The organism is Methanobrevibacter sp. (assembly GCF_045644645.1).
Lineage (GTDB): Archaea > Methanobacteriota > Methanobacteria > Methanobacteriales > Methanobacteriaceae > Methanocatella.
This window is the reverse complement of record NZ_JAZRHE010000028.1, coordinates 14,127-34,854: the sequence shown is the minus strand read 5'-3', so window position 1 is coordinate 34,854 and position 20,728 is coordinate 14,127. Positions and strand designations below refer to the sequence as shown.

Below are 20,728 nucleotides of genomic sequence, written 5' to 3'. Positions count from 1 at the left end.
ACCCAAATTAGACCCAAAAGGTCCTCCGCTTACTGGAATAATTCCATGTATCATAAAATATGTAATATTTTTCAAATGAGCGAAATCTTGTCCACCTGTGCGGTCCCCGCCAACGGCAATGCTCATTCCGATTTTGCCTCTCAGGATATTATAGTCAATTGCCTCTAAAGCTCTGGTCCTGTCCATGATGGCTGACAGGTTGCTGCTGATTCCTCCGCTTTGAATCGGAGTTGCCAGAATAATTCCATCAGCATCCAAAAGACCTTCATAGACCTGCTGCATATCGTCCTGGATAATGCACTGCTTATGCTCCAGGCAATAATCGCAATGCATGCATGGCTTGATGTCCTTTCCCATGCATGTAAATATTTCCGTGTCAAAGCCATCACCATCAAGTTTTTGAATGGCCTTTGACAGCACATATTCCGTCGTATTATTTCTTGGACTGGCACATATTCCAAACACTTTCATTTTCAAAACCTGCCTTCAATAAATAAAGTATGGTTAAAAAACTATAAAAATATTTATAATCATTAAAACAAAATATAATAATATAATAAAAGGGATAATTATGAAGATTGGGAAAGGTATTGTAAAAAAATATTCCAGAGAATATCACAGAACTTTAAAAAACGGTGAAAGGAAAAAATACACTACTGAACAAATTCAAATCACCGTGCCTAAAAATGAAGACATCTACAATAACCAAGAAGAAGTATTAATCATACCCCAAAGTGAAATTGAAACCTTTAAAAGTAGAGAGGAAGAAAGTGAATCTTTGAAAATAGCTAATTATTTGTTTATGCAGGAAGTGAAAGAATTGAGAGAATTGCTCGAGAAAAATATGAATCCATCTACTTTAGAATACGAAAAACAAATCGAAGAACTAAAAGCAAAATTAGCTGAAAAAGACAATTCATTAAATGAAATCGAATCAAAATACAACAAATTGCACGAAAACAATCTTGACAGCTTGAAAAAAGAAAACGAAAACATCAAAGACAAGCATTCAAAATTAATTATTGAAAACGAAAATCTCAAAACAAAATTTGTCAATATAAAAACCGAAAACGAAAATCTCAAAACAAAATATTCAAGTATTAAAGAAGAAAACAAAAATCTCAAAACAAAATGTTCCACCCTAAAGGAGGAACAACAAAGCATCAAAGACAGTTATGCTATAATTACCAACAAATATGATCAGCTAAAAAATGAAAATTTAAGTACAAGAACCAGTTATGCAGAGATTTATGAATTAAATGAAGGATTAGAAAAAGATTATGATTCATTACGCCTTGAATATAATGATTTAGTTGATAAATACAATGATTTGCAAGAAGAAATCTATAATATCAAATCCACCAAAAGCCATGATGAATACATAGCCAATAAAGTTAAAGAATTTATTTTAAAAAGTAGAAGTTAGAGAGTTTTATAATCATCTTGGAATTCAGGATTCCACCTTTTTAATCCTGGAATAAACATCGCAGTAATACCAGTTGCTTGAGTTTCTGGCAATCTAGGATTTTTTTCCATCATCTCTTTTGTTTTTCTTATAATCATCTCATTAAGAGTTATATCCGGTTCTGTATATTCACCATTCTGAAAACAATCAATGCAAAATTCATCATTTGGACTGCCATCTTTATTTGTTCCATAATCTTCTCTAACAATTGGCCTGCCACATGAATTACAAAATCCCATAATAAAAACTCCTTTTAAAAAAATAGAAAAATAAATTAGAAATAAATCTAATTTACTTGTTCGTCTTCATCCATTGCAAGTCTCATATTATCTGGGTCCGGTGGGAAATGTGCTAAGAAGTCTTGAGCTGATCTTCTTACATCTCTTGAACCTATAATATATCTTCCTGCAATGATAATGTCTGCACCTTTGTCGATAGCCTCTTCAACATTGTCAGGTTTGATACCGCCAGCTACTGCGACTAAACCGCCACCAATGATTTCTTTAATCTTTTTGATGTTACCCCATTCAGTCATTTCACTAATATCTTCACCTTTTTCAGCCTTATAAGTTTCTAAATCGACATTTCTGTGTAATAATACTATGTCTGGTTTTAAGTCATCTGGAATTTGAGTTAATTTTTCCTCAAAGTCAGCGACATTCATCATATCAAGGATGGAGTAGATACCTTGTTTTTGAGTTTCATGAATAGCCTTCATGATTGATTCTATTGTTCCAAGACCAGAGATAGCAACTGCATCTGCGGTTTCATCAGCAGCCATTTTAATTTCTACACGACCGACATCCAAAGTTTTTAAGTCTGCAATAATGAATGCATCAGGACGTAATTCTCTGATTTTTCCAACAACTCCAACACCGAATTTTTTAACGAGCGGAGTTCCAGCTTCGAGAAGCACTCTTTCCTTATCAGGCAAATCATTAATGATTTTTGCCATTGCATCCAAATTATCTAAGTCAAGTGCAACCTGTAAGTATGGTGGAGACCAAAGTTTTTGAACTCTGAATCCCATAATAGGGTGAGTTCCACGATCTTTTTCTGCGAGTACTTTGTCGATTGATGGGTATCCTTCCATTGCCCTTCTAATAGCTAATTTTGTTGCGCCATAGTTGTATTGATAGATTTTTCTGAAATCTTTTGCAGAAGGGTCGATGAATACGCTGACATTGATAACGATATCTTCTACAATGTCTTTTGGAATATATCCATCTTGTACTGCATCAGCTACTGCTCTTGCAACAGCTGTTTGCGCAGGTCCAAATATTTTACTAGCGTCGTCTAAATCACCAACAGTTACTTTAGGAATAATTAAAGTAGCTGGTTTTGTCATTAAGTTTGGTCTAATTACACTTGTTAAAGGAGTGTGTCCAACAGATAAATTGGATAATCCATTAGCAAAAGCTTGACCAACAGGGCCGAATTTATCACCAATTAATAAATCAACGTGAGCTAATTCAGGTCCATCTCCAATAAGAGCTTCTCCTATTCTGTACATTGGGTTCATTAAATTTCCTCCGTTATATAATAACATTTTATAATATGTTTCTATTTGTAAATATAATTATTGGAAGTTTATTCTTCTTGAAATATCCTTAGGTAAAGGCAGTTTTCTGAAAGGTTTTCCTTCGCATTTCTCATTGATTGCATCAATTAATTCGTCTGCTGTCATTTCAACCTTTTTGCCGGTTTCACGTACGGTCACTTGGAACTTGCCGGTCTCCATTTCCTTATCGCCTACAACAAAAATGTATGGGATCCATTCCTTGGATGCATTTCTGATTTTCTTGCCGACACTTTCATCCCTGTCATCAATGTCCACACGGATATTGGAAGCATTAATCTTATCATAGAGTTCATTTGCAAATTCCTTGTGTGATTCTCCGACAGTTAGAATCCTTGCCTGAATTGGACTTAACCAGGTCGGCAGCATTGGAGAACGTTCATTGATTTCGATTGCGGTTTTCTCAAGCATTGCACATAAAACCCTTTCAATACTTCCGGTCGGTGAAGTGTGTAAGATTGTAGGATTATGCTGTTCGCCATCTTCTCCAAGGTAGGTAATGTCAAATCTTTTACCGCTTTCAACGTCAATTTGAACTGTTGGGTTTTCGATCGGACGGCCTAAAGCATCGATGTTCGCTAAATCTATTTTACATACCCAGTAGTGATGTCTTTCAGGCAATATTTCTAAAAGAATTGGTTTTCCAAATTTACCTGCAATTTCATACATCCATTCCTCATTTTCTTCAAAGAAGTCCTGGGTTGCTCTGAAAATCACTTCAAAGTCAAGGTCCAAATCCTTACCAGTTTGCATACACATGTCAGTCTGTTGAGAGAATTCCTCTAAAGAGGACTGTACATCACAGCAGAATGAGTGACAGTCAGGCATGGTGAAAGCTCTTAATCTTTTAAGACCAACAACTTCTCCTTTTTTCTCAAAACGGAAACTGTATCTGGTTAATTCAAAAATTTTAGCAGGGAAATTTTTCCATGTCAAATATGAATCAGACATTAATCTGAATGCGCCAAAACAAGCCGCAAATCTAAGCATTAAATTCTTTTTGGTGTCAGTTCTGTATTGTCTTTCACCGAATTTATAGGCATGTTCATAAATTGCCTGGTTGTCCAAATCATAGAAGATTGGAGTTTCAACAGGCATTGCTCCGCGTTCTACAGTTAAATCATAAACATAATCGGCAAGCAAATCCCTGATTAATTTTCCTTTCGGATACCATCTGAGGTTTCCTACATCTGAAGCCGGCTCATAATCACAGATTTCCTTTTCCCTCATCAATTTGACGTGTGGAGGTTCACCCTCATCGGATGCTCCTTGTCCAAGTTCATAATCAACAAGCTGTTTGAAAGCCTTGTTTTCAAATTTGAAGTCATCTATTTGAGTGATTTTGTCCCCTTCAAGAATTTGCCAGGTTGAAGGTTTCCTTTCAACTTTTTCATCCTCTGCATCTGCAGTGATGGTTCTTGAAAGCTCACTTAATGGGTGGCCCTTACAGGAAATTTCAAATGCCTTATACCATCCGAAAGGCACTCTCTTAACGTTCAAATCTTCAGCGAGCAAAGCTTCCTCAGCATCCTTTAAAATTTGAATTGCAACTTTTGGAGAACCTAATGATGAAGATAAGTGAGCATATGGATACAATACAATATTCTCAGCTTTGACTTGTTCATTAGTTTTAACGACTTCACCAACTAAATTCTTAACAATACCTTCCGGATTATTTTCATCTTCTTTTTCAACACTTGTAAACACTACTAAAGAGTCATCGAAAGCACCTTCCATTTTAGCTTCCTCAATTTCTTCAGCAACAGGTGTCTTATTCTTTACATTGTAATTTAAATAATCAGAATGGATTAGTAAAATTCTCATTTAATCACCATATATTATGATTTAACTTATATGTTTAATATTATTTAAAATGATTTATATGCAAAAATTGTTATATAACAAAGTTCAAATTAGCTATTATGAGAATCATTTTAGCGGGGACCGGTAGTGCTGTTGGAAAAACAACAATATCTACTGGAATTATGAAAGCCTTAAGTGAAAAATACAATGTTCAGCCATTTAAAGTTGGACCGGACTATATCGACCCATCATATCATACATTAGCCACAGGCAATGTATCAAGAAACTTGGATTCGTTCTTTATGGAATCCGGGCAGGTTAGAGATTCCTATCTGAAGGCCATGGATGGAAAAGATATAGCTGTAATTGAAGGTGTTCGCGGCCTTTATGAAGGAATTGACTCTGTAAATGATATCGGAAGTACTGCTTCAATAGCCAAATCTCTAAAAGCACCGGTAATATTAATCATCAATTCCAGAAGTCTGGTTAAAAGTGCCGCTGCTTTGGTTTTAGGCTTTAAAGCTTTAGACCCGGAAATAAATATTGCCGGAGTTATACTGAACAAAGTTAAAAACAAAGCACACTATGAAAAAACCAAAAGATCTATCGAAGAGATTACAAAAACAGAAGTAATAGGCGGAATAATACGTGATGATTCCATATCTATTGAAGAAAGACACTTAGGTCTTGTTCCTGCCCGTGAAAAAGAAAATTCTCTAAAATATATTGATATTTGGTCTAATGTAATAAAAGATTCAATTGGCTTGGACAGATTAGTGGAAATTGCCCGCGAAGCTCCAAAAATTACATCAGAGATTGTTCCGATTTGGAATAAGATAAATAGACAAAGGGTTAAAATTGGAGTGGCATATGATGAGGTATTCAATTTCTATTATAAGGAGAATATTGAATCATTAGAAGCGAACAATGCTAAAATTGAATATTTTTCACCGTTAAACGATGAAGGCCTGCCTGATATTGATGGGTTATACATCGGCGGGGGGTATCCTGAACTCTTTTCAAAAGAACTTAGTGCAAATGAAAAAATGCTTAAAGATATCAAGACTTTCCACCTTGAAGATAGGCCTATTTTTGCGGAATGTGGTGGTTTAATGTATCTTATGAATTCCATCCATGAAGACAAAGTTGTTAATGTATATCCTTACAAATCAATTTTAACAGATAGAGTCCAAGCATTAAAATACACAATTGCAGAAGTTACCGAAGACAATATCATCTCTAAAAAAGGTGAAAAATTCCATGGTCATGAATTCCACTATTCAAAAGTTTTAGTTGATGAAACAAACATTAAGCATAAATTAGCATTTAATGTTCTAAGAGGAAAAGGTTCATATAATAATCAAGACGGATTTATGCAAAGAAACACCCTTGCAAGCTATGTACACACCCATGTGGCGGCAATGCCTAATTTTGGAGGAAATCTGGCCATTTCCTCATATGAACTTGGTGGATAAAATGAAACTGGAAAAACTTGATTTCTTTCAACCGTTTTTGGTAGTTGTCGCAATACTTGTATTTTTAGCAATGGGTTATGTTGGATCATTTAATTACAGATTTGAAGACCCGCTGAAAGCAGAAGTCATATTGACAATTCTTTTTTCATGCTTAATTTTCACAGCCGGCATCATTGCAGTCAAACGCAAAGTAAGTGTTGAAAAAACAAAAGAACTCAATTTTTTATCAGAAAAGTTACTGCTTATATTGGTAATAGTTGCTTTAATTTTACAAACCCTTAATATGGTATTCCTTGGAGGTATTCCACTTTTTAATAGTGTTTTAAAATCTAATGCAACCACAAATATCTGGAGAATAGCTTATCCGCTATTTTTAATAATGATGAATTTGCTGCTTGCAAAGTATTATGACAAAAAATACCTATTGCTGGTTGTTCTTGGAGCTCTGATTTTTGGTTTGAATGGATACAGAACATCGGTTCTCGGAATTTTGGGAAGCTCATTTATAACACTTTATTACCTTAAAAAAATATCTAGAAAATTAGGCATCGTATTTATAGCCATAATATTTATTGGACTGCTCGGTGTTGGATATATTGCATCCCAATCAATAGCCAACCAACATTGGACTTTAAACCCTATCGAACTTGTTTTTTACAGAGCGGCATTCACATTAGAAGTATTTGAAAAAATCATTCCACTGGGCGGAACTACACATGGACATATATTAAGTATGATTTTTTCATCAGGAAGTCCCAGAACATTTATTGGAAATTATGTCCTTCACTATGACGTATGTCTAACATCAACCCTGTTTGGACCTGTTTATCTTGATTTTGGATTGATTGGACTGACAATACAAATGCTGTTCATGGGAGCATTCTTACAATTAGTCCACAAATTAAAAAAAGGAATTGGAGTAGGGATTTACTCCATCATAATGACACACACATTGATATGGATAGAAACCGGACCCACAGACATAATGATTTGGTTTTTATATCTCTTAGGATTAATTTTAATAATAATCAATCATAATTATATTAGATTAAACAAAAATCAATATAATTAAGATTACTAATGAAATGAAGAATATGAATGTTCCTTTGATTAGGAAATTACTATTTCTTTCAGTGTATAATGACAAACCATAAGACAATACCAATGCAACGACCATTTCAATTAATCCTACGATTCCTGCATTTATGTGTAAAATGTTGCCTCCGAAAACGGCAAGGAAATAGGAAACACATACAACCATTATAATCATTACTATAGGATTGCTAATCAATTTGAACAATACAGGATTAGAAAATGAAGGTTTTTGGTCATAATCATATAATGTAGTAGGATTTCTACTGCCAATATTATTTTTAATAGAACTGCCCTTATTCAATAAAGATGAAATTCCAAGACCATTATTTCTGTCTTCACCAATTTGCCGGTATAATGTATTTTTATAAACATTAGGGTTTTGATCTCTTCTTTGCATTAAATATTCCATATCGGATTCATCGTATGTATACTCATCTTCGATGTAGGCTGATGCCCCTCCGTCATATGGAGTATTATCCAAAGTGGTTTGGGAAGTTTTATCCTGATACTTTTTAGCAAGTTCAATTAAGTTATTCCTGTCTACTAATTTAATATTTTTTCTAAGTGCATAATTAGTTGCTTGGTTTGAGAAATATGAAGAAGAAACGATAGTTACTTTAGAAGCTTTGAGACTTTCACCAACTTCTTCCATCTCCTTTAAAACATCAACTCCAATTTCAAAATTCTTGTCATAATTTTTACACGCCACAACAACTCCAAAATCCCCTATTGTAGTTGGTAATATAGCATATATATCTATGACTTTCTGAGAGGTTTTAAAATTCTTATAAACCTTGAAACCAGAGTCCTCCATTACTTTAGCTATAAAATTAATAAGTTGTGGTTTTTCCAATTTTCCACCCGCATGTGTTTTTTAAAAAAAATTACTAATATATTTTATACATTAAATTATTATTAAAGTTTATCATATAATGCCAAAAATATAAAATTATTTTAAGAAGGTAATACTTTAATAATTATATGAAAGCATTAATAAGTAATGACGATGGCATAACCGCTTCAGGCATTTTTGCTGCTAAAAAAGCGGTTGAAAACTTATGTGATACTTGTATAGTAGCACCTGAAATACAACAAAGCGGCATAGGTCATGCATTAACTTTATTTGAACCATTAAGAGTAAACGAATACACATTAAAAGATGGCAGTGTTGGATATGGTGTAAGCGGAACACCAACAGATGCGGTAACCCTCGGATTATTTGAAATTCTTGATGAAACACCAGACATCATGATATCCGGAATAAATACAGGTTTTAATATTGGACAAGCTGAATTGACAACATCCGGAACACTTGGTGCAGCAATTGAAGCTGCAAGTTTTGGAATACCGACAATAGCCATTTCACTGGAAGTGGACAGGGACGACATTAAATTTGAAAATGGTGAAATAGAAATAGATTTCGATTTTGCGGGAAAAATGTTAAAAAAATTAGCTGAAATTGTATTGAGAAAAGGCTTGCCTGATGGAATCGACTTATTGAATGTTAATATCCCTGCAAACCCGATTAATGAAGAGTTTGAAGTGGCAAAATTAGGAAAAAGGATGTACACACCAATAATTCATAAACGTCGGGATCCTCGTGGAAAACCATATTACTGGATTGGTGGCGAACCATATGATTCAGATGTTCCCGGAAGTGATGGTTATGAATTACGAAAAGCTCATAAAACTACTGTAACACCCTTAAAAATAGATTTAACTAGTGATATCAGTTCATTAAAAGAATGGTTGAAATAAATCACTTATAAATTCAAATCTTTAAGTATTTTATCTCTTTCTTCACGAAGTTCGTTTAAAATTTTTTCATCGTCGCATCCATCTTTTTTTAACTGTTCAATAGTCCTAGTAATAGCTTCTAAATTTTCTTCTAATTGATTAATTGCCATAGTATATATTATCAACATTAAAGTATTTAAAGTTGAAACTTCAAAATAGAAATAGAATTTATAATCACGGATTTGAGATAATGAGTTTTGATAAAGATTATGTAAACAAACTTTTTACACAATTTAAGAATAAATATGTAACTGTAGATTTAAGAGGCAACTACCAAAGTGAAGGAAAAGTAATAGCTATCGATAATTACTTAAATCTTGTCCTTGAAAATGAGAATGGTCTTGAAACTATAAAAGGCGGAAATATTATTTTCATTAGCTTAAAAGAAGATTAGATATTAACTTCAATACCTAATATTTCTTTTTTACCATTATAAACATCCATTGCTATTTGTGCAGCACCAATTGCACCTGATTCCTTAGAAATTACCTTTAAAGGATACTTGTTTTTGAAATATTTGTTTATTTCATCCTCAAAGTTAAATGGCTCTTTTGCACTTCCAACAGAACCTGTTAAAACAATCCCTTCAATTTCATTGCTGCAAACCACATCCAATCCGGCAATTTCCATCGCCACAGTCATGATTAATGTATCAATAGCTAATCTAGCCTTTTCATCGCCATTTTTGTAGTTTTCTAAAAGCTGATCCTTCATATTGGCTACTTTACCATCAATTCCAGCAATTTTAATAGCACCTGCATGTGAAAAACAATCGTTTGCCGATGCATTGTTTTCATCAATGTCCCTAATCATTTCCAAATCAAGAGGTCCATGAACGATGCCCATGGCTCCTAAGCAGGCATCTATTGCACCCTTAATCTTACCACCTTCAATTAAGATATCCACACTATTTGATGAAATGTCCGCTACAATAAAATTACTCCAGCCAGTTTCCTTAACAGCATTATAGGAAATACTAACTTTTTCAGGGCTTGCTTGATGTGAATAAGCAGCTCTAAACAATTTATCTAAAGAGCAAGAATCCTTATGAAGACCGGGAATCATTATGGATGGAATATCCAACTCCTGCAATTCAGAAAATACTGATGTTCCACCACCAGTGACCTTACCGGCGCCGTTAATAGATAAAATCCCTCTATCCTTAACTTTTTCAGTTGGTAAAATTTTATTTATTCCATCGCCCATTGCATAAGTAATTGCCATTAGCTTTACAGAATTTAAGTCAATGCGTTGGTTTAATTCCTCTGTAACAGAGACCAAACCTTTCTTACTTTCCTCTCTGCCAATTTTAAAAACATCAATAATTTCGCCCAAATCGGATAAAATGCAAAAAGAGATTCCAGTAGTTCCATGGTCCATACCAATAAATACCACGATTACCACACTATATGAATTAAATAAATAAAAAAATAGTAAATGGATTAAAAAGACCTAATCGTCTTTTTGTAATCCACAAGCTTTTCTTAATCTTTCACCAACAACTTCGATTTCTTTTTGCCCTTCAGCCGCTCTCATTTCTTTTAAGTTAGCTCCGTCGGTAGCGTTTTCATCAGCCCATTGTTTTTTGAAAGTCCCGTCTTGGATTTCTTTTAAAACTGCTTTCATACCGTCTTTAGCTTCTTGAGTAATAACCCTATTACCTCTAGTCAAACCACCGTATTCAGCAGTGTTACTTACATCTCTCCACATTCCGGCAAAACCCTTTTCGTAAATTAAATCTACAATAAGTTTTACTTCGTGACAGGTTTCAAAGTAAGCAATTTCAGGCTGGTAACCTGCTTCAACTAAAGTAGTGAATCCGGCATTGATTAATTCTGTGATTCCACCGCATAAAACTGTTTGTTCACCGAACAAGTCTGTTTCAGTTTCTTCTTGGAAAGTAGTTTCCAAAACACCGGCCTTGGTTAATCCACATGCTTTTGCCATAGCCAATGCAATTTGCATTGCATCGCCGGTTGCATCTTGTTCGATAGCTACTAAACCAGGGATACCGAAACCTTCTTCATAAGTTCTTCTTACCATGGATCCAGGTCCTTTTGGTGCAAACATTACGATGTTTACATCCTCACCAGGTTTAATTAATCCAAAGTGTATGTTGTAACCATGAGAGAATGAAATAGTGTTTCCGGCTTCAACATATGGTGCAATCTGTTCGTTGTATACCCTTTCTTGGATTTCATCAGGAAGCAATATGTGAATGATATCCGCTTCTTTTGCTGCATCTTCGATAGTTTTAACAGTCATGCCATCTTCTTGAACTAAATTCCAAGAACTTCCATTTTCTCTTACACCAACAATAACATTTGCTCCACTATCAGCCATGTTTCTAGATTGCGCTCTTCCTTGAGAACCATAACCAATTACGGCAATGGTTTTACCTTCAAGAGCATCTGTATTTACATCATCGTCGTAATACATTTTCATTTAAAATCATCTCTTGATTTTTAATTAAATAATAAAAATTTTAGATATCTAAATAAAATATCATTTAGTTATTTATATGTTTCAATGTTTATAAACATATCTTAAAAAAAATAATAAAGAAAATAGATGATTAATAACCATCTACTAAAACTTTCAACTCACCAGTTACAATATCGATTATAAGGCCATGTACCGGCACATCAGGGATTAACGGATGATTCTTGATTTTTTCTACGACGTTTTTAACATTTTCTTCTTCGTCTTCAAATCCACCAATCCATTCAGCCAAATCATATTTAGCAATGTCTTCTTCAGCAATGCCACGAGCAAGCATTTTTTCCTTTAAAGCCTCGGCATCTGCACCAGCCATACCGCATTCTGTGTGACCTACAACCAATACCTCTTCACAACCTAAATTGTAAAGAGCTGCTCCGATAGATCTGATTGCATCTTCACCAACAATTGAGTTTCCAGCATTTCTAACTATTTTTGCATCTCCTCTTTCAAGTCCTAAAGCCGGTTCAAAAAAGTCAATTAATCTGCAATCCATACATGTTAAGATTGCTAACTTTTTTTGAGCATGGTGAGACATTTCTTTGCCTTCAAAATTTTCAACAAACTTTTTATTATCTTCTAAAACATTCTCTAATATTGTCATTTTATACTCCCCTAGCCATAGCTGTGAGACCTGTACGGGCAATTTTTTTAATCCCATAATTCTCTAATAAAGATATAAATGCATTGATTTTTTTCTTATCCCCAGTCAGCTCAATTAATAATGTTTCTTCTGTAACATCAAGAATTTTTGCTCTGAAAATATTAGAATATTGCATTATTTCAGCTCTTGCTTTTGCATTAGGAATATTAACCTTAACAAGGCATAATTCCCTTTTAACAGCATTTTTAGTAATATCTTTAATCTTGATAACATCAACTAATTTGTTTAGTTGTTTAGTGACCTGTTCCAAACCTTTTTTATCTGCATGAACAGAGATAACCATGCGAGACAGCCCTTCAACTTCAGAGTTTCCAACGGTGATGCTGTCAATGTTAAATCCCCTTCTGTTGAATAATCCCGCTACCTTTTGTAAAACACCTGGTTTATCTTCAACTAATGTGGAAATAATATGGTATTCTAAATCCATTTAAATCACATCCTTTTCAAGTTTATACTCACCAATCATTTCATTAATTCCTGCTCCTGGAGGAAGCATAGGCAACGATTCTTCTGAATCAACTACAACATTTAATAAAATCGGTTCATTATCTTTTATTGCACTGGATAAAGCTTCTTTAGTTTCACCAGGTTCTGTAATTTTAACTGCATTTACTCCAAAACTTTCAGCCAATTTAACAAAGTCCGGACTATTGCCAATCAAAGTTTGAGAGTGCCTTTCATCATACAATAAACTTTGCCATTGATAAACCATTCCTAAGGTCCTATTCTCTAATACAACAGCAATGACCGGTATATCATACTCGCGAACGGTAGCCAATTCCTGACAGACCATTAAGAATCCGCCATCCCCATTAATAGAAACGACAGGGTCATCTGGACAAGCTACTTTAGCACCAATGGCTGAAGGGAATCCGAATCCCATAGTTCCAAGACCGCCGGATGATATGAATTTACGTGGTTTTTGAGTATTGTAGAAATGTGCTGCCCACATCTGATTCTGACCCACATCAGTTGTCAATATTGAATCTGGAGTTAATACTTCTGAAATTTCTTTTATAACGCTTTGCGGTTTTAATGGAACATCATCATAAGTAACTCTAGGAAGCAACTCTTGTTTTTTCTGTTTAATCATATCTGCCCATGATTTAACATCATCAGATACCTCATAATCTCCCAAAAGCTTATTCAATGAAGACAATATATTTTTTGCATCTCCTACAATCGGCAAATCAACATCCACATTCTTGCCGATTTCTGCCGGATCAATATCAATATGAATGACTTTTGTATCTGGAACAAAACTGTCCAATCTTCCGGTTGTTCTGTCTGAGAATCTAATACCAATTGCAATTAGCAAATCAGCATCGTTAATATAATCGTTTGAAACTTTCCTTCCATGCATGCCAAGCATGCCTAATGCCAAATCACTAGTTTCATCAATAGCCCCTTTACCTAAAAGTGAAGTCATCACTGGAGCATCAATTGTGTCTGAAAGTTTTTTAAGCTCACAACATGCATTGGAAATAATAACACCAGCACCAGCCAATATCATGGGTTTTTTAGCATCTTTTATCAAATCACGAGCTTTTTTAATTTGTCTGATATTGCCTTTAATTGTAGGGTTATAGCCTGGAGTATCGATTAAAGAATCATCAAATTTGGACAGTTCACCTTCCTGAACTTCTTTCGGAACATCGATTAAGACAGGTCCGGGCCTTCCGCTTCTAGCTATTTCATAGCTAGATTTAATCATTGAAGGTATTAAATCTGGATCTTTAGGCTGAAAACTATGTTTTGTAATGGGCATTGTAATTCCAATAATATCCGCTTCCTGAAAAGCGTCGTTACCAATTAAATGAGTGGGAACTTGTCCAGTAATAGCCATGATTGGAGAAGAATCCATATATGCAGTAGCAATACCAGTGACCAAGTTGGTTGCACCAGGACCTGAAGTTGCCACACACACACCAACTTTACCAGAAGCCCTTGCATATCCATCTGCTGCATGAGCTGCGCATTGTTCGTGCCTTACTAATATATGCTCCATATCTGAGTCATATAACATATCGTAAAATGGTATGGTTTGTCCGCCAGGATAACCAAATATTGTTTTTACCCCCATGTTTTTGAGGGATTCAATTATCGCTTCTCCGCCTCTCATTGTAATAACCTTTTTATATATTATACAATAACTTATGAATACAAAAATATATATAATTATTGAAAATATACTTAATGTACTAAACTTGTGTCGATAGTATGGAATTAACAAAATATATATGTCATAGAAAACCGGAGAGAAGTTTCTTTATCAAAGGCCACCAGTTCCCAGTTTGTGCCAGGTGTACCGGTTTTTACACCGGTTTGATTGTGTTTTTGATTTGGAATCACTTCTTCAAGATTAATTATGGCATCAACACCCTGATAATCTCAATCATGTTAATGATACCAGTGGCAATTGACGGGTTTACACAATATTTTGGTCCAAGAGAAAGCACAAACACATTAAGATTCATAACAGGTTTTGTCGGTGGAATCGGTTTAATAATATTTTTAAAAATAGTTATTAGGGGGATTTTAAATGTTTTGCTATAATTGCGGGGAAGAAAATCCGGATGAAGCTAAATACTGCAAGAATTGCGGTGCCCCATTAAGAAAAGAAGAGGTAGTGAAAAAAGTTGAAATTGTTGAAGCACCCGGCTATCAGCAAAATAATAGTCAACAACAAACCACTACAACATCAAATAATAAAGGCGGTAATGACTGGTTAGCTTGTTGTTTTTGTATAATTGTAATTTTTATTGTATTTGCAATATTCGGATCATTTTAAATAATAATACAAAACAGCCTTTTGAGCATGCATCCTATTTTCAGCCTCATCATAAACTACGGAATTAGGACCGTCAATAACATCTGCTGTAACCTCTTGACCTCTAATTGCAGGCAGGCAATGCATGAAAATAGCCCCATCATTAGCTATACTCATCAAATCAGAATTGACTTGGAAAGGAGACAAGTCCATCTCCCTTTGTTTTGCTTCAGCTTCATCACCCATACTTACCCAAACGTCAGTATAGACTACATCAACATTATCCAAAGCGACATTAATATCATCACTGACAATAATTTCAGTGTTGTTTTCACTGGCAAATTCCTGAGCAGTTTTTAAAATTTCCTCGTTAGGTTCATAACCTTTAGGACAGGCAACGGACATGTCCATTCCTAAAAGTGGAGCAATTAATAAAAGGGAATTACAGACATTATTTCCATCACCAGCAAAGCAGATTTTTTTACCTTCCCAGTCACCCAAATGTTCTTTGATTGTTAACATGTCGGCAAGTGCTTGGCAGGGATGTTCCAAATTAGTTAATCCGCTAATAACAGGGACATCTGAATATTTAGCTAGCTCAACAACATCATCATGTTCAATCGCACGAATCATTATTCCATCAACGAAACGGCTTAAAACTTTTGCGGTGTCTGAAATTGGCTCTCCTCTACCCATTTGCAAGTCATTAGAAGACAAAAAGATTGCCCTTCCGCCTAATTGATACATTCCAACATCGAAAGAAACCCTAGTTCTTGTTGATGACTTCTGGAAAATCATTGCTAATGTCTTACCTTCCAGAGGTTTTTCTTCCATCTCACCCGCTTTAATTCTACTAGCCAAATCAAGGATATATTTCACATCCTCCTTAATATCACAAACAGATAATAAACTGCTCATTAAAAATTCCCCTCATATTATTATAAAAAAAGATATATGTTAAGTATACATATTAAATGTTTCTATGATTTCATTTTATATTTAATGTCTCTTAATGTGGATATTATAGGAACAAGCAGGAAAAGGTAAATGAACCTTCGTGAGATATTGAAGTCTAGGAGATTTACAATAACCGTTAATCCCATAATGATTAAAAATGTATGATGCACATATTTCTTCTCTTTTTTTGAAGGATGATTTTCTAGGAAATCTCTTTTGCTGGTATAATCATACAATAAAAGGAATGCCAATATTGTCAACAGGATATTAATTCCAAATATGACCTCAGACAAAAAGAAATGCGAATAATTCCCAATCAGTGAAGTGGAAAATGGAATGAATGAGATGCAAATCAAATAGAAGATATTAAGCCACAAAACTGGAAAATTGACCTTATTCAGTTTTATGAACTCATGATGGTAAACCCAAAATGAGCTTATCAATACAAAACTAACTATTGTCACTCCAATTGTAGGGGCTAAAGATGTGAAAAACGATAAAAATGTAGAATAATCTGTAATCTGCAATTCCGGAAGCGCAATACCAAATACTAAAAGTGTCATCACCATCCCGAATATTCCATCGGTGAGCCCTACCAAACGACTAGGGTCTATGTTAAGATCCTTTTCTAAAGCATCCTTAAAGCTTAAATTATTTTTTAAATCTTTATTTTTAGTTTTTTCCTCTTTTTTTGGAATTTTAGAAGAAAAATATGATTCAAAATTTCCTAACTTTTCTAATTCCTCATCAGATTCTGTATTGTCTTTTAAAATAATGATTTTTTCCTGAATATCTTCCCTTATCTTTTCCAACTCATCAGGATTAGTCTCATTCATAATATCAAAAAAAAGAAATAAAAGAAATTTAGTTTAAAATTTCTTTCATGTGTTCAACACGTTTGTTAACAAGTTCTGTTGTACCGACATCCCTTCTGTGGTAAACATTACCCTTAACAAATTCACATGCCTTTTCAGCTATTTTTTCAGCCTCTTCAATGGATTTGCCACCAGCTACAATACCCAATGCCCTTGAACCTGACAAGTGAATTCCATCATCTTCCTGGCTTACTGCCGCATAGAACACTTTAGCACCCAAATCCTCGATAGCTTCCTCATCTATTTCAATCAATTCGCCTGCATATTCTGTTTCTGGATATCCGTCAGGCACAATGTATTTACATACGCTGGCTTTGTCTTCAAATTCCACCTTATCCAAAGTGCCATCAACAATAGCTTGACATACATCGACTAATGGAGTTTTTAAAAGTGGCAACACATTCATTGCTTCAGGGTCTCCAAATCTTGCATTGTATTCAATGAGTCTTGGTCCATCAGCGGTCAGCATGAACTGACCATACAGAATCCCTTTGTATGGTTCTGCTTCCTCAGCAATAGCCTTCAAAGTTGCTTGCATGATTTCTACAGCCTTATCATAATCCTCTTGAGTTAAGAATGGCAACAATCCACCAACATCAGAGTATGAACCCATACCTCCAGTAATAGCACCAACATCCCCTTCAAATGCATGAGGATGGTCCTGTGCTGCAGGCATTGGAGCCAAATGTTCCCCATCACAGAATGCCTGAATGGTGAATTCTTCTCCAATCAATCTCTCTTCAATAATCACTTGAGCAAAACCACCCATTTCATTATCAATGACTTCACATGAGTATTCCTTTGCTTCCTCATTGTCTTTTAAGTGGTCACCTACAATCTTAACTCCCTTACCGCCAGTTAATCCTACCGGTTTTACTACAACATCCCTATCGAATTCATCCAGGAATTTAGAGACATCTTCAGAGTTATCAAATACTTTATAAACAAGTGATCCTTCGATTTCATAATCTTCAAAAAGCTTTCTCATAAATGACTTATCAGTTTCGATTCTTGCCGCACTTTGGGTCGGTCCGACACATTTGATTCCATTTTTTTGAAGCTCATCGACAATTCCTTTTCCAAGTGGAGCTTCAGGACCGATAAATGCAATTTCAATATCATTTTCAACAGCAAATTCCGCTACCTTTTCTACTTCCCCTTCATCACCTTGCTTAAATTCTGCAATTTTAGACATTCCAGGGTTAATTTTACTCATGTAGCAGTATAATTCAACATCATCTTTTAGGGCATCAGCAATAGCATGTTCACGAGCACCAGTTCCAACTACTAAAACTTTCATAATCGAGTCTCCTATTAGTTTAAACTATATCCTTAAAAATATTTAACATTAACTTTATATACTGACACTTGCATATACAAGAGTATAATTGCATATGCAAGATTGAGGTAAATTATGGAAAAGAATGAAAATATTGAAATGATTACAGGAGACCCCAAAAAGGCCATTAACAAGTTGGCCCTACCCATTATAGCAAGTATGTTCCTAATATTTGCAAACAACATTATCGACAGTATCTGGGTAGCGGGACTAGGTGCAGAACCGCTTGCGGCTTTGGGATATATTACACCATTATTCATGATTATTGTTGGATTCGGAAATGGTCTTGGAGCCGGCGGCAATTCATTGATTTCAAGATACATTGGAGCGGAAGACAGGGCTTCAGCAAACAATGCGGCAATACACAACCTTATCCTAAGTATTATCGTGTCCATTATAATTTCAATCATCTTTGTTATTCTAATGGAACCGATGCTCAACATGATGGGCGCAAGCAGCGTCATAAACTACGCAACAGACTATGGATTTATCATATTTTCATGTACATTTGCGCTTTTAATACCTCCAATAGTGGGAGGAGCATTCAGAGCGGAAGGGGACATCAAACGTGCTACAGTACCGATTGCACTTGCGGCAATAATCAACATGATTCTAGACCCTATTTTCATCTACACGTTAGGAATGGGAATAAAAGGGGCTGCATGGGCAACAGTGCTGGGACCCCTCATAAGTTTGGGATTAATGTTTTATTGGATTTTTGTTAAAAAGGACACCTATCTTTCATATAACCTTAAAGACTTCCATAATGACCTCATAATGTATAAGGACATTTTAGTTGTAGGTATTCCCGCCAGTTTGGAACAGCTGGTATTATCAGTCCTGACAATATTCATAAATTATATGCTCACAATTGTGTCCGGGCCAACATCAGTAGCAGTTTATACCGCAGGATGGAGAATAGTAAATATCGGAATGCTTCCGGCAATTGGAGTTGGAACTGCAGCAATATCAGTGGCAGGAGTTGCATTTGGTGCGAGAAAATATGAAAACTTGAGGGTTACTGCAAGATATAGCGTGAAGGTAGCATTAATAGCTTCAATTATCGTGTGTATTATTTTGAATGTGTTTGCAAACCAAATCGCATTTATCTTCTCATATTCACAAAGCAGTGCACAATTGGAACCCCTAATAGCAAGTTTCCTGCAGATAATGTGCCTATTCATATTATATGTTCCATTTGGAGCCAGTGCAGGTAATGTTTTCCAGGGTGTCGGAAAGGGAACAATATCATTCATATTAACTGCATTCCGGGAATTCATACTAGTGTTGATATTCGCATATCTCTTAGGATTCACCTTTAACATGGGTGAGTTTGGAATATATTGTGGAATGCTTCTCGGAGGAGGAATAGGATCCCTCATATGTTATGCATGCATCGAACTTTACATCAACAAATTAATCAGGAGCAAAAACAATGCAGTTTGATGAAAATATTCCAACAGCACCATTTGTTTCTATAATTTATAGAGAGCATGCCAAATACATCAACGAAATTGTAAAAGAGGATGATTTAAGCTTTGGCCTCCATCCACTTTTAATTAAAATATATAGAAATGAAGGAATCAGTCAAGAGCAATTAGCTCATGATTTTCATTTAAACGAAAGCACAATAACAAGAAACCTTAAAAAACTTGAAGAAAAGGGATTCATTGAAAGAATCAAGGATAAAAGAAAAAAAATAATTAAAGTAACGCCGAAAGGCAAAAAAACCGCCAAAAAGATTATGGATTATGATGAAGAATGGGATGAAAAAATCAAAGAAAGCTTAACCGATGAAGAGTATGATAATTTTTTAGAAACACTTAGAAAGATCAGCGAGGGGTTAATATGAACCGAACAATTGAAGACTTAAAAACCAGAAGAAGCATCAGGAAATTCAAAGACGAACAAATCTCAAAAGAAGATTTAAAAATAATTTTGGAAACTGGAACTTATGCTCCAACAGGAAGAGGCGCGCAATCACCTAAAATTGTCGTTATACAGGATGAAGAAAAAATTAAAGAACTATCCGCTTGGAATAGAAGCTTTTTCCCAGTACCTGTTCCGGAAGATATGGACCCATTTTATGGTGCTAAAACACTTTTAATTGTACTGGCAAACAGTGAAATGCCAACATATGTTGAAGATGGTTCTAGCGTGTTGACAGTTCTAGTTAATGCCGCCCATGCGGTTGGAGTTGGATCTTGCTGGATTCACAGAGCTCGTGATGAGTTTAGCAGTGAAAAAGGAAAAGCATTATTAAAAGAATGGGGAATTCCAGAAACTTACGAAGGAATCGGGCATGTGGCTTTGGGATATCCTGATATGGAAGCGCCTGAACCGTTGCCTAGAAAAGAAGATTACATCCACTTTGTGGATTAAAAAAAGAAATTAAAAGATGAGTTAAAAT

The 20,728-nt window shown here is 35.0% G+C and carries 24 protein-coding genes; 10 read left to right on the top strand and 14 right to left on the bottom strand.

Features of this window, described 5'->3' with window-relative positions; translation table 11 throughout:
* A partial coding sequence (locus ACKI4K_RS01975) for a flavodoxin family protein (protein WP_407421756.1) occupies positions 1–471 on the bottom strand: 471 nt, incomplete at its 3' end.
* A gap of 100 nt (positions 472–571) precedes the next feature.
* Here ACKI4K_RS01975 and ACKI4K_RS01970 point away from each other — a divergent pair.
* The gene (locus ACKI4K_RS01970) at positions 572–1,426 is read left to right on the top strand and encodes a phosphoserine phosphatase (RefSeq protein WP_407421754.1); all 855 of its coding nucleotides are present in this window, start codon (positions 572–574) and stop codon (positions 1,424–1,426) included.
* Here the strand turns inward: ACKI4K_RS01970 and ACKI4K_RS01965 are convergent.
* The 3 genes from ACKI4K_RS01965 to ACKI4K_RS01955 all read right to left on the bottom strand — a co-directional run bounded on the left by ACKI4K_RS01965 (position 1,423) and on the right by ACKI4K_RS01955 (position 4,868).
* Positions 1,423–1,704, bottom strand: a complete 282-nt coding sequence (locus ACKI4K_RS01965; protein ID WP_407421752.1) for a zinc ribbon domain-containing protein — start codon at positions 1,702–1,704, stop codon at positions 1,423–1,425. The genes ACKI4K_RS01970 and ACKI4K_RS01965 overlap by 4 nt on opposite strands.
* 47 nt (positions 1,705–1,751) lie before the next feature.
* Positions 1,752–2,978, bottom strand: a complete 1,227-nt coding sequence (locus tag ACKI4K_RS01960; protein WP_407421758.1) for a bifunctional 5,6,7,8-tetrahydromethanopterin hydro-lyase/3-hexulose-6-phosphate synthase — start codon at positions 2,976–2,978, stop codon at positions 1,752–1,754.
* Positions 2,979–3,044: 66 nt separating this feature from the next.
* Positions 3,045–4,868, bottom strand: a complete 1,824-nt coding sequence (locus ACKI4K_RS01955) for a threonine--tRNA ligase (protein WP_407421750.1) — start codon at positions 4,866–4,868, stop codon at positions 3,045–3,047.
* 98 nt (positions 4,869–4,966) lie between these two features.
* On the opposite strand from ACKI4K_RS01955, the gene cfbB reads away from it, so the two are divergent.
* Both cfbB and ACKI4K_RS01945 read left to right on the top strand, forming a co-directional pair.
* Positions 4,967–6,322 carry a Ni-sirohydrochlorin a,c-diamide synthase gene (cfbB, locus tag ACKI4K_RS01950; RefSeq protein ID WP_407421748.1) on the top strand — a complete coding sequence of 452 codons (1,356 nt, stop codon included), beginning with the start codon at positions 4,967–4,969 and terminating at the stop codon, positions 6,320–6,322.
* 1 nt (position 6,323) lies between these two features.
* Complete coding sequence (locus ACKI4K_RS01945; protein ID WP_407421746.1) at positions 6,324–7,394, top strand: oligosaccharide repeat unit polymerase family protein; 1,071 nt, start codon at positions 6,324–6,326, stop codon at positions 7,392–7,394.
* Here the strand turns inward: ACKI4K_RS01945 and ACKI4K_RS01940 are convergent.
* Positions 7,371–8,270 (bottom strand): restriction endonuclease, encoded by a 900-nt coding sequence (locus ACKI4K_RS01940; RefSeq protein WP_407421744.1) that lies wholly within the window; start codon positions 8,268–8,270, stop codon positions 7,371–7,373. The genes ACKI4K_RS01945 and ACKI4K_RS01940 overlap by 24 nt on opposite strands.
* 128 nt (positions 8,271–8,398) lie before the next feature.
* Here ACKI4K_RS01940 and surE point away from each other — a divergent pair, with 128 nt between their 5' ends.
* The gene (gene surE / locus ACKI4K_RS01935; protein WP_407421742.1) at positions 8,399–9,175 is read left to right on the top strand and encodes a 5'/3'-nucleotidase SurE; all 777 of its coding nucleotides are present in this window, start codon (positions 8,399–8,401) and stop codon (positions 9,173–9,175) included.
* A 5-nt stretch (positions 9,176–9,180) separates the two neighbouring features.
* Here the strand turns inward: surE and ACKI4K_RS01930 are convergent, their stop codons facing one another.
* Positions 9,181–9,324, bottom strand: a complete 144-nt coding sequence (locus ACKI4K_RS01930; RefSeq protein ID WP_407421740.1) for a hypothetical protein — start codon at positions 9,322–9,324, stop codon at positions 9,181–9,183.
* Positions 9,325–9,404: 80 nt separating this feature from the next.
* Here ACKI4K_RS01930 and ACKI4K_RS01925 point away from each other — a divergent pair, with 80 nt between their 5' ends.
* Positions 9,405–9,608 (top strand): LSM domain-containing protein, encoded by a 204-nt coding sequence (locus ACKI4K_RS01925; protein ID WP_407421738.1) that lies wholly within the window; start codon positions 9,405–9,407, stop codon positions 9,606–9,608.
* On the opposite strand, the gene ACKI4K_RS01920 is transcribed toward ACKI4K_RS01925, so the two are convergent.
* From ACKI4K_RS01920 to ACKI4K_RS01900, 5 genes are all read right to left on the bottom strand, one after another.
* A complete protein-coding gene (locus ACKI4K_RS01920; protein ID WP_407421736.1) occupies positions 9,605–10,609 on the bottom strand; it encodes a methanogenesis marker 12 protein in 1,005 nt (334 codons plus the stop codon). The genes ACKI4K_RS01925 and ACKI4K_RS01920 overlap by 4 nt on opposite strands.
* 57 nt (positions 10,610–10,666) lie before the next feature.
* Positions 10,667–11,659, bottom strand: coding sequence for a ketol-acid reductoisomerase (gene ilvC / locus ACKI4K_RS01915; RefSeq protein ID WP_407421734.1), 993 nt, complete (start codon positions 11,657–11,659; stop codon positions 10,667–10,669).
* A gap of 130 nt (positions 11,660–11,789) precedes the next feature.
* Positions 11,790–12,317: a beta-class carbonic anhydrase gene (locus ACKI4K_RS01910; protein WP_407421732.1), complete on the bottom strand. Its 528-nt coding sequence runs from the start codon at positions 12,315–12,317 to the stop codon at positions 11,790–11,792.
* A 1-nt stretch (position 12,318) separates the two neighbouring features.
* Positions 12,319–12,804: an acetolactate synthase small subunit gene (gene ilvN / locus ACKI4K_RS01905; protein ID WP_407421730.1), complete on the bottom strand. Its 486-nt coding sequence runs from the start codon at positions 12,802–12,804 to the stop codon at positions 12,319–12,321.
* Positions 12,805–14,499, bottom strand: coding sequence for an acetolactate synthase large subunit (locus ACKI4K_RS01900; RefSeq protein WP_407421728.1), 1,695 nt, complete (start codon positions 14,497–14,499; stop codon positions 12,805–12,807).
* A 98-nt stretch (positions 14,500–14,597) separates the two neighbouring features.
* Between ACKI4K_RS01900 and ACKI4K_RS01895 the strand changes: the two genes are divergently transcribed.
* Both ACKI4K_RS01895 and ACKI4K_RS01890 read left to right on the top strand, forming a co-directional pair.
* On the top strand, positions 14,598–14,933 hold the full coding sequence (locus tag ACKI4K_RS01895; protein ID WP_407421726.1) for a DUF2085 domain-containing protein: 336 nt from the start codon (positions 14,598–14,600) through the stop codon (positions 14,931–14,933).
* A complete protein-coding gene (locus ACKI4K_RS01890) occupies positions 14,920–15,168 on the top strand; it encodes a zinc-ribbon domain-containing protein (protein WP_407421724.1) in 249 nt (82 codons plus the stop codon). The genes ACKI4K_RS01895 and ACKI4K_RS01890 overlap by 14 nt, the downstream gene beginning before the upstream one ends.
* Here ACKI4K_RS01890 and argF read toward each other — a convergent pair.
* The 3 genes from argF to purD all read right to left on the bottom strand — a co-directional run bounded on the left by argF (position 15,160) and on the right by purD (position 18,279).
* On the bottom strand, positions 15,160–16,065 hold the full coding sequence (gene argF / locus ACKI4K_RS01885) for an ornithine carbamoyltransferase (protein ID WP_407421722.1): 906 nt from the start codon (positions 16,063–16,065) through the stop codon (positions 15,160–15,162). The genes ACKI4K_RS01890 and argF overlap by 9 nt on opposite strands.
* A gap of 62 nt (positions 16,066–16,127) precedes the next feature.
* On the bottom strand, positions 16,128–16,940 hold the full coding sequence (locus tag ACKI4K_RS01880) for a TMEM175 family protein (RefSeq protein WP_407421720.1): 813 nt from the start codon (positions 16,938–16,940) through the stop codon (positions 16,128–16,130).
* Positions 16,941–16,968: 28 nt separating this feature from the next.
* A complete protein-coding gene (gene purD, locus ACKI4K_RS01875) occupies positions 16,969–18,279 on the bottom strand; it encodes a phosphoribosylamine--glycine ligase (protein ID WP_407421718.1) in 1,311 nt (436 codons plus the stop codon).
* Between the two features lie 114 nt (positions 18,280–18,393).
* Between purD and ACKI4K_RS01870 the strand changes: the two genes are divergently transcribed.
* Genes ACKI4K_RS01870 through ACKI4K_RS01860 form a run of 3 tightly spaced genes read left to right on the top strand, consistent with a single transcriptional unit; the run spans position 18,394 to position 20,700 of the window.
* On the top strand, positions 18,394–19,764 hold the full coding sequence (locus tag ACKI4K_RS01870) for an MATE family efflux transporter (protein ID WP_407421716.1): 1,371 nt from the start codon (positions 18,394–18,396) through the stop codon (positions 19,762–19,764).
* Positions 19,754–20,170 (top strand): MarR family winged helix-turn-helix transcriptional regulator, encoded by a 417-nt coding sequence (locus ACKI4K_RS01865; RefSeq protein ID WP_407421714.1) that lies wholly within the window; start codon positions 19,754–19,756, stop codon positions 20,168–20,170. The genes ACKI4K_RS01870 and ACKI4K_RS01865 overlap by 11 nt, the downstream gene beginning before the upstream one ends.
* Positions 20,167–20,700 (top strand): nitroreductase, encoded by a 534-nt coding sequence (locus ACKI4K_RS01860; protein ID WP_407421712.1) that lies wholly within the window; start codon positions 20,167–20,169, stop codon positions 20,698–20,700. The genes ACKI4K_RS01865 and ACKI4K_RS01860 overlap by 4 nt, the downstream gene beginning before the upstream one ends.
* Positions 20,701–20,728 lie beyond the last annotated feature (28 nt).

Excerpts from the sequence above, each read along its gene's own strand:
- ACKI4K_RS01970 (WP_407421754.1), top strand. The coding sequence starts at position 572 with ATGAAGATTGGGAAAGGTATTGTAAAAAAATATTCCAGAGAATATCAC.
- ACKI4K_RS01965 (WP_407421752.1), bottom strand. The coding sequence starts at position 1,704 with ATGGGATTTTGTAATTCATGTGGCAGGCCAATTGTTAGAGAAGATTAT.
- ACKI4K_RS01960 (WP_407421758.1), bottom strand. The coding sequence starts at position 2,978 with ATGTACAGAATAGGAGAAGCTCTTATTGGAGATGGACCTGAATTAGCT.
- ACKI4K_RS01955 (WP_407421750.1), bottom strand. The coding sequence starts at position 4,868 with ATGAGAATTTTACTAATCCATTCTGATTATTTAAATTACAATGTAAAG.
- cfbB (WP_407421748.1), top strand. The coding sequence starts at position 4,967 with ATGAGAATCATTTTAGCGGGGACCGGTAGTGCTGTTGGAAAAACAACA.
- ACKI4K_RS01945 (WP_407421746.1), top strand. The coding sequence starts at position 6,324 with ATGAAACTGGAAAAACTTGATTTCTTTCAACCGTTTTTGGTAGTTGTC.
- surE (WP_407421742.1), top strand. The coding sequence starts at position 8,399 with ATGAAAGCATTAATAAGTAATGACGATGGCATAACCGCTTCAGGCATT.
- ACKI4K_RS01930 (WP_407421740.1), bottom strand. The coding sequence starts at position 9,324 with ATGGCAATTAATCAATTAGAAGAAAATTTAGAAGCTATTACTAGGACT.
- ACKI4K_RS01925 (WP_407421738.1), top strand. The coding sequence starts at position 9,405 with ATGAGTTTTGATAAAGATTATGTAAACAAACTTTTTACACAATTTAAG.
- ilvC (WP_407421734.1), bottom strand. The coding sequence starts at position 11,659 with ATGAAAATGTATTACGACGATGATGTAAATACAGATGCTCTTGAAGGT.
- ACKI4K_RS01910 (WP_407421732.1), bottom strand. The coding sequence starts at position 12,317 with ATGACAATATTAGAGAATGTTTTAGAAGATAATAAAAAGTTTGTTGAA.
- ilvN (WP_407421730.1), bottom strand. The coding sequence starts at position 12,804 with ATGGATTTAGAATACCATATTATTTCCACATTAGTTGAAGATAAACCA.
- ACKI4K_RS01900 (WP_407421728.1), bottom strand. The coding sequence starts at position 14,499 with ATGAGAGGCGGAGAAGCGATAATTGAATCCCTCAAAAACATGGGGGTA.
- ACKI4K_RS01895 (WP_407421726.1), top strand. The coding sequence starts at position 14,598 with ATGGAATTAACAAAATATATATGTCATAGAAAACCGGAGAGAAGTTTC.
- ACKI4K_RS01890 (WP_407421724.1), top strand. The coding sequence starts at position 14,920 with ATGTTTTGCTATAATTGCGGGGAAGAAAATCCGGATGAAGCTAAATAC.
- argF (WP_407421722.1), bottom strand. The coding sequence starts at position 16,065 with ATGAGCAGTTTATTATCTGTTTGTGATATTAAGGAGGATGTGAAATAT.
- ACKI4K_RS01880 (WP_407421720.1), bottom strand. The coding sequence starts at position 16,940 with ATGAATGAGACTAATCCTGATGAGTTGGAAAAGATAAGGGAAGATATT.
- purD (WP_407421718.1), bottom strand. The coding sequence starts at position 18,279 with ATGAAAGTTTTAGTAGTTGGAACTGGTGCTCGTGAACATGCTATTGCT.
- ACKI4K_RS01870 (WP_407421716.1), top strand. The coding sequence starts at position 18,394 with ATGGAAAAGAATGAAAATATTGAAATGATTACAGGAGACCCCAAAAAG.
- ACKI4K_RS01865 (WP_407421714.1), top strand. The coding sequence starts at position 19,754 with ATGCAGTTTGATGAAAATATTCCAACAGCACCATTTGTTTCTATAATT.
- ACKI4K_RS01860 (WP_407421712.1), top strand. The coding sequence starts at position 20,167 with ATGAACCGAACAATTGAAGACTTAAAAACCAGAAGAAGCATCAGGAAA.